Below are 14338 nucleotides of genomic sequence, written 5' to 3' on the forward strand. Positions count from 1 at the left end.
TTTGGCTTGTATGTCTCGGGATTTTGGCATATTTATGCCAAAACACCTCGCGGGACAGTGGCATGTGAACAGTAACGCGATCTCTTCTATCACACTCACACATATACCATGTTTTTCAATATAATCTCTTCTGCACTAACTTTTATATTATTCATTAACCCAACCCACTTCATCTGATCCTGTACCTTTAATTCTTCAGTTACACCCTTTTTTTCTGCCATCTGTTTCATAAGCATTTCCACCTGTTCTCTGGCTTCCTGATCTGTCTGGTTCAGATGTTCATTCAGTTTTCCAGTCAATAACAGATACTGATACCTTGCTGATCTGTGTTCTTTTAAGAACTGCTTTCGTAACATTCCATATGTCGGTTCTGCTTCGTTCAAAACCAGATCCGGCAAATAGTAATCTCCATGCAACGTATAACTCATTCCGTTTTTCTCATACTCTGCAATGTTGCACCCTTAATTTATTCCGGCTTAACTTTATCTAAATCCCAATACCATGAATTACCGATTCGTCTTGCCTTAATTCCAAGTTCCTTTTTTGCATTTTCCAGTGTTCTTTTAGAAATATTCAACTCTTCTGCCTTATCAAAGATTTCACTGCTTTGCACAGAAGCTGATGTTTTTGCCAGTTCCCTCAGCATCTTCTTTGCCTGTTCCAGTTTATTTACCTTTGGGGCAATTCCACCAAGCACCTCATCTGCTGTGATTTCATAGTCACCTATCCACTCAAATCCTGTTTCTGTCAGGTGAAATGCTTTGGAATGCCCAAATGCAGCCAGATTATTTTTAATCTGAACCACTGCTATTAAATCCGATTCTCCCTCTATTCTTCATACCAGTAATACGCTCCTGGCTACCGCAAAAAAGTCAATCGAACCCATTCCTCTATGTGCAGCTTTATTTCCCCCAGCTTTATTCATGTGTCCGATTAATAAAATTGCACATTTATACTTTTCTGCCAGCAAGCTCAATCTTTTTGTCATATCCCTTGCTTCATTTGCCCGGTTCATATCCATTGTTCCTCCAAGGTATGCCTGAATCGGATCTAAAATAAGCACTCTCGCACCAGTCTGTTTGATAGCAGATTCCATTCTCTCATCAATCATGAATCCAATGAACTCTGGTATGAACTGGATATAAATAATAAACTTCCCGGTGATATAGAAACAGAAACACAGAAATGGTATGCCGGACTTCGCTTTTATGGAAATAATCCGGAACATTCTTTAAACGCAGATATGTGTAATTTTCTTGCTGATCTGCAGGAGAACAGAGAAAGCCTGGAATCTTATTTCACAGGCAAAGATATGTTTGATATGTGGAAAAAGCAGACGTTGGAATACTACACTTCCAAACCTGTCACCCATAAAGAAATTGAAGAACTGGATTTTGAGACACGAATCCGTAAACGAGATGAACTTTTAACACAGAAATTTTCCAATAACGAACAGAAATAGTATCATAACAGTATCACAGCCAGATTTTCATGAGCTGTCAACTTTCCGGTTGCAGATTCCCACCTTGACTGTTATAATCGAAACATGGGTGCTATCATAACGGTAGGCGGTTAGTCCTTCAGCAGAGGGACTGTGACCCTCTGATTACATAGAAACTCGAAAGAGAATCCACTGGAAAGGAGGGCTAAGCCAATGAGTATTGTGGACTTTATTGCAGTCGTGAGCTTCGGCATCACCTGCTTTTGTGCCGGATACACATTCGGCAAAGATAATAACAAGACACAAAAATAACCGCCCCAGCCTCGCAAACTGAACGGTTATTTTTAATCAATTAAGTATGTGGACTAACCGTCTATCGGTAGCACTCTTTATCTATAATCATATTAGCACGCATGTGTGAAAATGTCAAAAATTTTCTTCATTCTCTTGGTTATTAATCTCCTTAATCAGCTGTACTGCCTTCTCTGCATCATCGGTTTTCACGAATATATCCACACCATATATTCCAAATCCAGGTGCCCCATGCATTGCAACATTCGCACCTGCTTCCTGTGAAAAAGCTGCTATTCCATTTTGCTTTAACATTTCTACAAGTTGTTCTGTCTCTACTATATTCTGTGCATTATAAATTTTTGTCCATTCTACCTTAGATAGGGAAGTTTCCTTTTTCTCCTGAACATTTGACGAATTCTGGTTTCTTTTTCGATTAATAAATGCCAAGAGCCTAAGAATAATAAATGCCACAATAGTAATACCAATCAGAAATCCCAATGCTAATCGTGTTATCTGTGTTTCTGTAGCTCCCATTCTGAATAAGCATACACCATAGATGACGGTAAAAATTCCTGCAAATATCACACTGGTGAAAAAATCTCGCCATCTAGTAGCACTTTTTGGCAAACATTTATCCCATATTCCATTGTACACCATAATAGAGGCGTACAGGATTCCTCCTACCAAAGCAGTTGCTGTCTCTCCTAAAACCAAGCGAATATCCACCGTTAATAACATCTGAATAATAATCGCTAACACACTAATCACAAACATTGATGCAAATGCAAGATTTCCAGCCTTTAATGCTTTTTGTTTCACCCATTCTTCATACACCGCAACTTTGTCCAGTGTTTCTTTCATCTCTTTATTCATAGTCTGGCTCCTTTCTCCATCCAGGAGCTCTCTCATCTCAACATCGTAATATTCAGCAAGTTGAACAAGTATACTGAGATCTGGCATATTTATTCCTGTTTCCCATCTGGAAACTGTTCTTGCAGATACTCCAAACTTTTCAGCAAGCTGCTCTTGTGTAAGCTTCTTTTCTTTACGACATTGCTTTAAAAAAGCTCCAATCTTTTTTGTATCCATGTCTCTACCTCTCTTCCACTTACAGCTTACCAATATATACCAAAATTACCACGACATAAAACGAGAATCCGCTAATTTTCAACTAGACATCGTATGTCTAAAACAAATCAACGGTATTTTCACCTCGAAAACATTCTATTCCTCTATAAATTAACTTTCTCTTTTATGTCTGTCTATAAGCAACTGAATAAACATAACAAACCATATCGCCCATGCAATTAAACAACCGATTTCCGGATACCAAATGCCTATAATCATTCCTGCAATAAAAGGAATTGACATAAATATCATTCTTTTCCCATACACCTTACACATAGCATTTTCATCATATTTCTTTCGTTCTTCTGCTGATTTCATATTATAACCAGACAAGAATTTAGATGCTTGTCCCTTTGACCTATAAAACCATATTCCAAATAAAAGCATAATCACTGCCATTGCAAAGTCAAAAATAATATAAATATAGAACATATAATGCCTTCCTTTCAGTCAATTCCTCAAACCAGAAGTTATTACTTTTTGCATAGTGTGTTTTCTAAAATGATAATAACCACGACATCAACTACAATGATTCCCAATGCAATATATACAAAAAATGCAGGCAAAATATTTTCAAGCAAGCCCATAATTAATGCAAGAATTGCTATAATAGACATTCCAACTCCCATTGTTCTGCATAACTTCTTTTCATCATATTTTTTCTTTTCTTCTTTTGAAGCTGCATTATATCCAGAAATAAACCAGCTTCCGTGTCCAGAAAGTAAAACTATAGAAAGTACAGCAAATATTACAAAGACAATCCACACTATCCAATCAGAACCTGTTGCTAAATCTGCTAATTTCAATTATAGACCCCTCCCTAAATTCCGTTTTTCTTAATTCTAAAAATCTGAAAGTTGTCTTTTAAGATTTCAATTTCGTTAAATCCTCTAAATACATTTCTGTATAGCCACATTCTGGGCAGACTGCAACTCTAACATCATCTATAGTTGTCGCCTTTTGTTTTTCATCTACACGAACAACCATCCCATAGCCACCGCCATTAACTTTAAGTCTTAAATCTAATTTCATACTTGCTCCACACTTTTCACATTTCCTCATTGTTTATACCTTCAAATCCCGAATTTGAGAAAAAGCCCAAAGGACTTTTAATGTCCCTTATGCTTTTCTCTTTTCTTTCGCTGTTTTAGTTCAAACATTCGCTGTTCTTCCGCCTCTTTTTTCTTTCTTTTTTTTTCTTTACGCTCCTGCTTGTTCTGTTCCTGTTGTAATTTCAACGCTTGTTGCGATTTTGTGCCAATGCCAGTTTCCAGTATCTGTTTTTTTGCTGCACGCTGCATCCGTTTCGGATTTCTTTTTATATCCTTTACAATAGCTTCAACAGCTGGACTGAATTTCAAACCAAAATAGTATTTTTGAACATATTCCTGCACTTCATAATCTTTTGGTTCTGCACCAAATGTTACCTTTGCCACAGATAATTTTCCATCTTCAATACGCTCAAATATACCTACCCAAAATGGTTCTTCAAAATATACCGTCAGTTTTCCATTTACTTTGTCCATAAAAATCCCTCCTAAAATTTATTGGGCAAAGAATGGACAACCCGGAGGGGCAGGTTACTTACCCTATTTACATAGGACGGCCGGGCTACCTACCGGCTCTGGCACATCAAAGATGCACGTTGCGTTTTTATCTTTGTTTTGATAACCAAGCCATATGGCACGATTAACTTAATTCGGTAACTTTCGATTTACCTTCACTTTATTTTACCATAGTGCTTTCTAAAGTGCTATTCTAATATATACAAAAGTGTAAAAGGGCAATCTTATCGACTGTCACTTACAATCACACACATACCAGGTTTTTCAATACAATCTCTTCTGCACTGGCTTTTATATTATTCATTAACCTAACCCACTTCATCTGATCCTGTACCTTTAATTCTTCAGTTACACCCTGTTTTTCTACCATCTGTTTCATAAGCATTTCCACCTGTTCTCTGACTTCCTGATCGATCTGATTCAGATGTTCATTCAATTTTCCGGTCAATAACATGTATTGATATCTTGCTGATCTGTGTTCTTTTAAGAACTGCTTTCGTAACATTCCATATTTTCCATATGTCGGTTCTTCTTCTCTTAAAACCAGATCCGGCAAATAGTAATCTCCATGCAACGTATAGCTCATTCCATTTTTCTCATCATAAATCTGTTTTTTCATAGTCTAAATCTCCAATCCTTTGTATTTTGTTTTATTTTTCTTACGTTGTTGGTTTTCAATCTGGCTCTTTTGAGTTGCCCATTCCAACTGTTTCAGAACGCTTCCCTTTGGCATTTGTTCCATTCGACGCTGCTCTTCCAATTCCTTTTGTTCTTTAATATCCTGCTGCACTACATCCTCTACAACTTCTGTTCCCAGAATACGCACCACTCTGTCATATCTGTCCGAAGTCTCCTGTAAACGTTGATTATCATTTGATAATTTTCCATTTTCCTTACGTACATCGTCTAACTGTTTCTGGATATTATCACATTCCTCAACAGATTTTTGATATTTATTTTTCCAACTTTCTACCATTTTGTTAAGTTCTACAACCTTTCCAGCTAATGCAGCAATCTGATTTTTCATCTTGATAAACAATGGCTTGATTTTATTCTCCCTGTAAGGTACTGCACGTTCAAATGTTCCTGCCTCCGGTAAAAACGTCTTAATCATTCCATATTCTTTTATTTCCTTACTGGCATTATCCATAATTGGTTGTAGCACATTCCGTCGATCTTCCAGACTTTTTAGTTCTTTTTCTACGTCCTCTGCCCTTTGTTCTGCTTCTTGCTTCTCCCTAATTGCCTGTTCCTTATCGTCTTTTAAAATCTGGATATCTGCTCTGGATTCCGCAATCTGTGCTGTCAGTTCTTCATTTTCTGCAGTTAGATACTCTTTCTCCTGCTCCAGCTCCTGTACTTCCTTTTTTCGTTCTTTCTTCTTGAAGTTATAAACATCCAAATGTTCCTCATGAGTACCTTTCTGTTCCCATTCAATGCCATGTTGTTTTGCAATCCCTGCCAGAACTTCTTTTTCATGGTTCATCCACTGGTTTAACTCAGTATCATGCTTATTCCCACCTTGAAATCCAAGACTTTTTAATGCCTGTTTCAGCGAAACTCTGGTGTCCATTCCTTTTCCTTTCCAATCAGTTACATAAGGAATAAAATCAATATGTAGATGTGGCGTAGCTTCATCCTGATGTAGATAACAACCAAATACCCGTAGCGTTGGATTCCGTTTCTGGAAGTCCTTTACATACTCATCCAGTACTTTTACAGCCTGACCTCCTTCTGCTGTTCCGACAGCCATATCTTCTCGATTTCCAATCTGGAAAATCACTTCATGGAACAATTTTTCCTGTTTTCCCTGCCGGATTTTTTCATAGTAATTTGTAATCTGCCGATCTTTTCTTTTTCCGATGTTGTATCTCCCCACAGCATCATCAAATAACTCTTTATAGACTTCCTTCAGATTTTCATTCTGGTAACAAATATTTAATTGTACTCTGTCCGGTTCTACATTCTCTGCGAAAAACTCTCTCCTGTTATGAGCCAGAGAGCCTTTCCCAATCATACCGCTAATTGTTCGTTTTATCATAATATTTCTCACCTCTTCTCTGAGCAAGTGCCAGATATGACACATAATTTTTATTTACGCCAGTCATGGCGATATTAAGAAACTTTCGCCGGATACGGCGGTTTTGTTACTTTTGTCAAAAGTAACGCAAAAGCACTTTCGACAGCCGTACCGTCCATCAAAAGTACCCTTGCGCCCTGCCGGGGGCTATCCAATCAAATTATTCCGGTATTCTTGCCTGTACATATTCCAGATCTCCGCAATATGATGTTCCCACCAGATACCATTCTCTTGCCGGATTCATCTCCATTCTTGTCCGTACCCACTTATCATCAACCAGCACCTCAAGACCTTCTCCACAGTGAAATCCCGTATCAATCCATAAGTCTGATGCCAACAATCCATATCTGTCATTACTGCTGTTATATCCTAATCTTCCCTGTTTCATTATATCTTTCTCCCTTCTTCACAACTATCAAATTTACAGTAATCTCACATTCCAGCCATAGTTTTCCGTCTGCACCTTACCAACTTTCTCCTTGTTTACTTCTCACAGGTGCGTGACACGCTCCTGTAAAAAGATAGTCAATAAGAACTGTTACCATCGAAAGCTCTCTTGCATTCCTTTTCTGTCCAGATACTCCTGCCGGAACTTTTCCCGTTCTTCTTCTGTTGGTGCAGTTTTGGATTTACTGTATACCTCACGATTTACCATTGCATCCAGTTTTTTCTCTAAACCTTTTCTTATATCATCTGCTTCCTGTTCCTGATCCAGTAAATGATATTTTATAATCTTTCCAAATAACTCCTCTGGAATCATAACGTTTTTCAAGTTCTCACCTTCTTACAATTTATGTAAGGACGCAACACTACAATGTCTTTACAGATTGCAACCTTGCATTTTAATTCCGCATTTTCTATATACTCTGCAATGTTGCACCCTTAATTTATTCCGGCTTAACTTTATCTAAATCCCAATACCATGAATTACCGATTCGTCTTGCCTTAATTCCAAGTTCCTTTTTTGCATTTTCCAGTGTTCTTTTAGAAATATTCAACTCTTCTGCCTTATCAAAGATTTCACTGCTTTGCACAGAAGCTGATGTTTTTGCCAGTTCCCTCAGCATCTTCTTTGCCTGTTCCAGTTTATTTACCTTTGGGGCAATTCCACCAAGCACCTCATCTGCTGTGATTTCATAGTCACCTATCCACTCAAATCCGGTTTCTGTCAGGCGAAATGCTTTGGAATGTCCAAATGCAGCCAGATTATTTTTAATCTGAACCACTGCTCTTAAGTCCGGTTCTCCCTCTATTCTTCCTACCAGTAATACGCTTCTGGCTACTGCAAAAAAGTCAATCGAACCCATTCCTCTATATGCAGCTTTATTTCCACCAGCTTTATTCATATGTCCGATTAATAAAATTGCACATTTATACTTTTCTGCCAGCAAGCTCAATCTTTTTGTCATATCCCTTGCTTCATTTGCCCGGTTCATATCCATTGTTCCTCCAAGGTATGCCTGAATCGGATCTAAAATAAGCACTCTCGCACCAGTCCGTTTGATAGCAGTTTCCAGTCTCTCATCTATCATGGAAAGTGATTTTTCTGTTTCATCTATAACCATGATTCTTTCACAGACCGCTTCTGCCAGCTCCAGTCTGGGTTTTACCGTATCTGCCAGCCCATCTTCCGCTGTCTGATAAATAATATTTACTGGTTCTGTTACTTTCATATCGTTATCCAGACCTTCTCCTTTAGACAATCTCGCTGCAATATTTAATATCAGCGTAGTTTTTCCATCGCCCGGATCACCCTGAATGATCGTTAATTTCCCATAAGGGATATATGGATACCAGAGCCAGTCCACTGTCTGAGACTGGACATCTGACATCTTTATCATTTTCAATTCTGTTTTATTCTCATTTCTCTGTTCCATAAATTCCTCCATTTTCCCAACTGTTCTCGCCAATTCTCTGTTGTTCTCTGGAAGAATCCCTGCTATAATCAACTTGTCTAGGGTTGACATTTGTGGATTCGTCCCCATTTGTCACATTGCTCCGGTTGTTCGTACTTCCGGAGCTTTTTATATTTTCATCATCCAGCATATCTGCCACCACTTTCTGCTGATCTGGATATAAGTGCCCATAAGTATTCAATGTAATGCGAATGTCCGTATGTCCAAACCTTTCTTTAATCATCAATGGTTGCACTCCCTTATTAATCAGAAATGCCGCATGACTGTGACGAATGTCGTGTACTCTTATCTTTTTTACTCCGGTCTTTTGAACCACCTGTTTTAACTTATGCTGTACCGCTTCATGAACCATTGGAAAAATCCGTTCATCTTCGGGCAACTCATACAGTCTGCTAATATAGTCCTGAATCTCTTTTTTCAGAAATTCCGGTATGGAAATCGTACGGTTCGATTCTTCTGTTTTGGGAGATGTAATCACGTCCTCTCCATGCATACGGTAGTAAGTTTTATTGATATGAAGTAGATTCCTTTCAAAATCAATGTCAGCAGGTGTAATGCTGAGTGCTTCGCCTTCTCTCGCTCCTGTCCAGAATAATAATTCAAACAGCACATAATATTTGCTTCCCGGTTCGATTCCGGTCATAAACTGCCGATATTCTTCAATTGTCCAAAACTTCATTTTCTTTTTTGAAGTCTTTCCCATACGTTTTACTTTGTCACAGGGATTATCTGCCAGATTGTAGATATTCTTCGCATGATTGAACAATGCCGTCATCTGATTCTGTATTGTTTTCAGATAATCATCTGAATATCCTTTTTCAATAATCGTATTCTGCCACTGGATAATCTCTGCTGGTGTGATACTGTTCATCGGTCTGTCCTTAAAATACGGTAACAGTTGAGCATTCATCGTATCTCTTTTGTTCTTGATACTCCTGTCCTTCAATGACTGAGACTTGTCTCGGAAGTAGACTTCTACAAACTCTCCCATTGTCATATCCATGTCTGCTTTCGCTGTTCTTTTATACTCCGCTTCAAAATTTAATGCTTCTTTCTTAGTGCGGAATCCTCTTTTTACTTTTCGCTTTTTGGCTCCTGTCCAGTCCTCATAATAAAATGAAACATACCAGGTTCCTCTTTCTTCATCTTTGTATGCTGCCATACTTTCTCACCCCCTTACATTGCAATCTGGGAATATCCATAAAATTTCTTTTCCCAGAATGCCCTCGGTATCTTGCCCGAAACGGTTACATATCCCTGATCTGCAAGCTCTTTGTTCAGTTTGCGAAGCAGTTTGTAAGCATATCCAAGTGAAATCCCCATGCTCTCTGCAACTTCTTCCGCTGTAATCATATAGTTCTGTCTCTGCATATCATTTCCTCCTTATCTATAATTATCATTTTCACTGATACTATATCATTTTAAATAATCATTGTCAATAATTTTTATCTGTATGAATGATATTTTTCTATATTGTTGATTTTTATCATTTGTGATATACTAATCATAGCTTTTAAGGAGGTGGATAATATGCAGGAATCATCTATTTCAGAAAAAATAAAAGAGCTGCGAACTGATCTGAAGATGAATCAGAAAAACTTTTCCGCAGCTATCGGTATACGTCAGTCAACTTTATCCAGTTATGAAAATGGTGTGGTTACTCCCTCCAATGATGTGTTATTGACTATTGCTCAGAAATTTCATGTCTCACTGGACTGGTTATTTGGATTATCTGAAAATAAAGTACAGATTTCTACTCTCAGCGATATTATTTGGGTTTTATTGCAGATGAATGAATCCAATGAACTCCGGTATGAACTGGATATAAATAATAAATTTCCCGGTGATATAGAAACAGAAACACAGAAATGGTATGCCGGACTTCGCTTTTATGGAAATGATCCGGAACACTCTTTAAATGCAGATATGTGTAATTTTCTTGCCGATCTGCAGGAGAACAGAGAAAGCCTGGAATCTTATTTCACAGGTAAAGATATGTTTGATATGTGGAAGAAACAGACGTTGGAATACTACACTTCCAAACCCGTCACCCATAAAGAAATTGAAGAACTGGATTTTGAGACACGAATCCGTAAACGAGATGAACTTTTAACACAGAAATTTTCCAATAACGAACAGAAATAGTATCATAACAGTATCACAGGCAGATATGCGAAGGTTTTCATTTTCTTCCCATACCTGCCTGTTTTTAATTTATTCGCTATTCTTTACAGCCTTATTTTAATCTTCTGTTCAACAGAAAAACCCCGGAAACCTTACGGTTCCGGGGTATCTTACGTTTGGACACAATGTACCTTGCGGTACTCAATATATATTAGTCAGTGATTACTCGATGATTGTAGCAACACGTCCTGATCCTACAGTACGTCCACCTTCACGATACTTTAATCCCGTTTTACCTCATATTTTTTATGGTTTTCTATCCAAAATACAGTGAAAAACGGCTGATTTGCACCATCTATTTTTATTTGCCTGATTTCTTGGCACCGTTTTGGCACCGGAGAATACTCAAACCGATTCTCTTCTGTAGATACTAGATACTTCTCTACCAACTTTATATTGCACCGGTAATTTTTAACTGTTATAATCGAAACATGGGTGCTACCATAACGGTAGGCGGTTAGTCCTTCTCCAGAGGGACTGTGACCCTCTGATTACATAGAAACCTGTAAAGGAATCCAGTGGAAAGGAGGGCTAAGCCAATGAGTATTGTGGACTTCATAGCAGTAGTGAGCTTCGGCTTAACCTGCTTTAGTATCGGATATACATTAGGCAAAGATAATCATAAACCACAAAAATAACCGCCCCAGCCTGCAAACTGAACGGTTATTTTTGTAATCAATAAGTATGTGGACTAACCGTCTATCGGTAGCACTCTTTTTCTATAATCATATTAGCACGCATCTGTGGAAATGTCAAAAATTTTCTTCTTTCTCAACTACATCTATTTCCATACATTTTTACAACCTATTTCAAGTGTTCCTCAAAAATTGATTCGAGTTCCTTATTCCCCCTCAAGAATTCATACTCTTTCTTATTTTCAATTTCCGAATACAATTCACGAACAAAATTTTTTCCAAGTCCCGAAAAAGCTTTTCCCTGTGCAGTATCTTCATACCTGTAATACAAAGGGGATTGTGTCATATTCCAAGGCTTCTGTGATTCACTTAATAATCGCTTAATTAACTGGATACATTTTTCTACATCTTTTCGATATCCAGCAATCAGCAGATATGGAACTGTGTTGCCATAATTCCATAGTCCAAACAATGATATCATGTGATCTGTAATCTCAGCAATTTTCTCTGCTTTATCATGATTTCCTGTCTCTTCTTCCATTTCTATTAACTTATACAAGTAGCTTTGGATATTGATAACTGCCTGTAGCAATTTCCCTTCTAAGAATAATGCAGCAGTATCTGTTCCTTCCTGATGTGCTAATACACTTGTTTTCATAATCGTTGCATCAATTACAGTATCAGGAATTTTTTTCAAAAGGGCATTTGCTTCTTCATATTTCTCCATTTGGACATATTTTGTTGCAAGTATAAAAACGCTTGAATTTCTCACTCTTTCATCCTGACTATCTGCTGTTCGTTCCAGCCACTCAATAATAGCTGTATTATATTCCATTCGTTCTTCGTCATTAAGATCTGACAAAGTCAAAGATCCGTTCAGAACGGTTGCGATCGTATATATTAATAAGTCGCAATGAGGATACTCCTGTATTTTACGAGATGCCATCTCGAAAGCCTCTGTAAAGCTGTCCAATGAAACTTCCGAAAGTTCATTCACAAATTGTCCAATCTCTTTTTCTGTCAATTCTTCATGAAACGAAAACAATTCATTCATATCAATTTTCAATAGTCGTGCCAAAGCTGGAAGTAATGAGATACGGATATATGGTAACGCTGTATCAGCTCAAAGAATATCTGTAAACTTGGGTGCTGCCCCTTGTTCTCAATGTTCGCAAGGTAGCGCGGCGAGATAAACATTTCGTCGCCTACTTTCTTGCGGCTTTCCTTGCGTCCTTCACGCGCTGCCTTTATCGCTGCCCCAAAAGCCTTGAAGTCGTATTTTGGTACTGGTCTTTTTGCCATAGTTATTCACCCTCTTACATTTTACTGTTCCCCTTTCTTCTTGGATATGTCTACATAGTTCTATCAGTTAGCCAAAATAATTCATATATATATATGTTGACAACAAGCTGCTTTTGTATATAATATTATATAAAAGGGGGGGAATGTTTATGTTACATAGCATGCGTATTCGATAAGCATTGAAATCAAAAAAGATTTTTCCCATTTTCAATATGGGCTTTTTTGTCATGCTTATTTTGCGTATGCTATACAACAAAACTAACGACGTATAGACATAGTATAAAAACTATGCCTTAATTTTGTTGTAGTATTATATGTATAAATGCAGGTCAATGCTCATGTTGAGAATTGACCTGCATTTTTTTGCGCAAAAGGAGAAATATTATGCTTGAAAAATATTGGATAAAATGTCCAATTTGTAACGGAAAGACGAGGGTTCAAGTATTTTATAATACGGTATTAAGAAATTTTCCTCTTTTCTGCCCTAAATGTAAATTAACGCATATCGTTGATGTTGAAAAACTAGAAATCATAATCAAAAACTCTGAAAAACAAACTTTTTAATTTTGAAAAGGAAGGATATTTAAATGAAACACTTACCTAAAAGTACACCTACGGAAATATTGAATGACCCATACGGATTTACTTACAAAGAAATGTCGGAAGTAATTGGAGAGGATAAAGCAAGAGCCTTATATACGGAATTGTATAAACAGCCATTTCACAAAGAAAATCTATCAATATCAACAAAAAAAGTCTATAAAAGTAGCGATACTGAAAAGTATGTTTATGAATTGAAAGATAACAGGTATATTGAAACGGTTTTTATTAAACGGCGAGATGGTGGGACTGTTTGCGTAAGTACGCAAGTTGGTTGTTCTGTTGGCTGTATTTTTTGTGAGTCCGGACGCAATGGTTTTGTTCGTAATCTAACACCGTCTGAAATTGTGCAGCAGGTTGTATTGATACGTCAAAAAGTAAATCGTATCGTTTTTATGGGAATGGGAGAACCTTTATTCAATTACGACAACTTGATTGCAGCAATCCATATTCTTCGAGATAGAAATGGACTTAACTTTCCAACCGACGGCATTACCGTATCAACAGTTGGTCCAGTTAATCAATTAAAAAAATTGCGCGAAGAACATCTAAAAATTCAGTTGACAATATCTTTACATGCAGCAACACAGGCTGCGAGAAACTGTATCATTCCTCATATGCACATGTACGCTATTGAAGATGTTGTTAAGCAAGCATTGTCCTATTCTCAAAGGCATAATCGAAAAGTGGTATTTGCGTATTTGCTTTTACCAGGTATAAATGACCGTTCCTCAGATATAAGGCAACTTGCAAAATGGTTTAAGGGCAAAAATGTTATGATTAACGTGCTGCAATACAACCCGACGAGTAATTCAAAAATTAGAGCACCACAAAAACAAGAAATGGTTGCGTTCAAACATCAATTAGAGCAAACAGGACTTGAAGTTACCATGAGAGTTTCTCATGGTAGAGAGATTAAAGCAGCTTGTGGACAGTTAGCTAATACATATAATAAAGCCAAAAAACAACAGAAATAATTTAATTAAAAGAGCCAGACGCACAGACGCAGAGCCGATAATATGCAGTTTGAAATACTGCTGTTATCGGCTCTTTTTTGATTTTAATTTGTGCCCCTAATAACCATATTGGAGCAAAATCAGAACTGTTGCTTGTCGTTCTTTGATTTCCGCAGCAGCTTTGAAAAATCAAAGCCGCCGTTTCTTTTTATCTTCTAATGAAATGACGCGGTATCA

General features: G+C 37.4%; 18 protein-coding genes and 2 pseudogenes. 4 read left to right on the top strand and 16 right to left on the bottom strand.

Features of this window, described 5'->3' with window-relative positions; genetic code table 11:
• Positions 1-95 precede the first annotated feature (95 nt).
• Together LJE11_RS11820 and LJE11_RS20410 are read right to left on the bottom strand one after the other, a co-directional pair.
• On the bottom strand, positions 96-428 hold the full coding sequence (locus LJE11_RS11820) for a TnpV protein (protein ID WP_186993973.1): 333 nt from the start codon (positions 426-428) through the stop codon (positions 96-98).
• 38 nt (positions 429-466) lie between these two features.
• Positions 467-1111: pseudogene (locus tag LJE11_RS20410) on the bottom strand (AAA family ATPase); the annotation flags it as partial.
• Positions 1112-1243: 132 nt separating this feature from the next.
• On the opposite strand from LJE11_RS20410, the gene LJE11_RS11830 reads away from it, so the two are divergent.
• Positions 1244-1462, top strand: a complete 219-nt coding sequence (locus tag LJE11_RS11830) for a hypothetical protein (RefSeq protein ID WP_019163084.1) — start codon at positions 1244-1246, stop codon at positions 1460-1462.
• A gap of 405 nt (positions 1463-1867) precedes the next feature.
• Here LJE11_RS11830 and LJE11_RS11835 read toward each other — a convergent pair whose 3' ends face one another.
• The 12 genes from LJE11_RS11835 to LJE11_RS11890 all read right to left on the bottom strand — a co-directional run bounded on the left by LJE11_RS11835 (position 1868) and on the right by LJE11_RS11890 (position 9795).
• Positions 1868-2824 (bottom strand): helix-turn-helix domain-containing protein, encoded by a 957-nt coding sequence (locus tag LJE11_RS11835; RefSeq protein ID WP_227296011.1) that lies wholly within the window; start codon positions 2822-2824, stop codon positions 1868-1870.
• A 150-nt stretch (positions 2825-2974) separates the two neighbouring features.
• Positions 2975-3295, bottom strand: a complete 321-nt coding sequence (locus LJE11_RS11840) for a DUF3784 domain-containing protein (RefSeq protein WP_227296014.1) — start codon at positions 3293-3295, stop codon at positions 2975-2977.
• A 41-nt stretch (positions 3296-3336) separates the two neighbouring features.
• Positions 3337-3669, bottom strand: coding sequence for a DUF3784 domain-containing protein (locus LJE11_RS11845; protein ID WP_161285590.1), 333 nt, complete (start codon positions 3667-3669; stop codon positions 3337-3339).
• A gap of 58 nt (positions 3670-3727) precedes the next feature.
• Positions 3728-3925, bottom strand: coding sequence for a zinc ribbon domain-containing protein (locus tag LJE11_RS11850; RefSeq protein WP_008373560.1), 198 nt, complete (start codon positions 3923-3925; stop codon positions 3728-3730).
• 47 nt (positions 3926-3972) lie between these two features.
• The gene (locus tag LJE11_RS11855) at positions 3973-4389 is read right to left on the bottom strand and encodes a YjdF family protein (protein ID WP_161285591.1); all 417 of its coding nucleotides are present in this window, start codon (positions 4387-4389) and stop codon (positions 3973-3975) included.
• 283 nt (positions 4390-4672) lie between these two features.
• A complete protein-coding gene (locus LJE11_RS11860; protein ID WP_161285592.1) occupies positions 4673-5047 on the bottom strand; it encodes a TnpV protein in 375 nt (124 codons plus the stop codon).
• A gap of 3 nt (positions 5048-5050) precedes the next feature.
• Positions 5051-6469: a plasmid recombination protein gene (locus tag LJE11_RS11865; RefSeq protein ID WP_276513514.1), complete on the bottom strand. Its 1419-nt coding sequence runs from the start codon at positions 6467-6469 to the stop codon at positions 5051-5053.
• Positions 6470-6668: 199 nt separating this feature from the next.
• On the bottom strand, positions 6669-6896 hold the full coding sequence (locus LJE11_RS11870) for a DUF5348 domain-containing protein (RefSeq protein WP_008373529.1): 228 nt from the start codon (positions 6894-6896) through the stop codon (positions 6669-6671).
• Positions 6897-7046: 150 nt separating this feature from the next.
• On the bottom strand, positions 7047-7280 hold the full coding sequence (locus LJE11_RS11875) for a complexin-2 (RefSeq protein ID WP_330412578.1): 234 nt from the start codon (positions 7278-7280) through the stop codon (positions 7047-7049).
• Positions 7281-7395: 115 nt separating this feature from the next.
• Positions 7396-8397 (bottom strand): AAA family ATPase, encoded by a 1002-nt coding sequence (locus LJE11_RS11880; protein ID WP_227296017.1) that lies wholly within the window; start codon positions 8395-8397, stop codon positions 7396-7398.
• Positions 8369-9586 (bottom strand): site-specific integrase, encoded by a 1218-nt coding sequence (locus LJE11_RS11885; RefSeq protein ID WP_173792153.1) that lies wholly within the window; start codon positions 9584-9586, stop codon positions 8369-8371. Before LJE11_RS11885 ends, LJE11_RS11880 begins: the two co-directional genes overlap by 29 nt.
• Positions 9587-9600: 14 nt before the next feature.
• Positions 9601-9795, bottom strand: coding sequence for a hypothetical protein (locus LJE11_RS11890; protein ID WP_008373524.1), 195 nt, complete (start codon positions 9793-9795; stop codon positions 9601-9603).
• A 159-nt stretch (positions 9796-9954) separates the two neighbouring features.
• Between LJE11_RS11890 and LJE11_RS11895 the strand changes: the two genes are divergently transcribed.
• A complete protein-coding gene (locus LJE11_RS11895) occupies positions 9955-10569 on the top strand; it encodes a helix-turn-helix domain-containing protein (protein WP_227097291.1) in 615 nt (204 codons plus the stop codon).
• 843 nt (positions 10570-11412) lie between these two features.
• Here the strand turns inward: LJE11_RS11895 and LJE11_RS11900 are convergent.
• Complete coding sequence (locus LJE11_RS11900; protein ID WP_226799365.1) at positions 11413-12297, bottom strand: XRE family transcriptional regulator; 885 nt, start codon at positions 12295-12297, stop codon at positions 11413-11415.
• A 32-nt stretch (positions 12298-12329) separates the two neighbouring features.
• Positions 12330-12545: pseudogene (locus tag LJE11_RS11905) on the bottom strand (helix-turn-helix domain-containing protein); the annotation flags it as partial.
• 384 nt (positions 12546-12929) lie between these two features.
• Between LJE11_RS11905 and LJE11_RS11910 the strand changes: the two are divergent.
• Together LJE11_RS11910 and rlmN are read left to right on the top strand one after the other, a co-directional pair.
• On the top strand, positions 12930-13109 hold the full coding sequence (locus LJE11_RS11910; RefSeq protein ID WP_002588768.1) for a cysteine-rich KTR domain-containing protein: 180 nt from the start codon (positions 12930-12932) through the stop codon (positions 13107-13109).
• Positions 13110-13132: 23 nt separating this feature from the next.
• Entirely contained in the window at positions 13133-14122 is a 990-nt protein-coding gene (rlmN, locus tag LJE11_RS11915) for a 23S rRNA (adenine(2503)-C(2))-methyltransferase RlmN (RefSeq protein WP_002569187.1), read from the top strand.
• The last annotated feature ends 216 nt before the right edge of the window (positions 14123-14338 follow it).

Source organism: Blautia sp. DFI.1.216, from assembly GCF_020594215.1.
In the GTDB taxonomy this organism is placed as follows: domain Bacteria; phylum Bacillota; class Clostridia; order Lachnospirales; family Lachnospiraceae; genus Blautia_A; species Blautia_A wexlerae.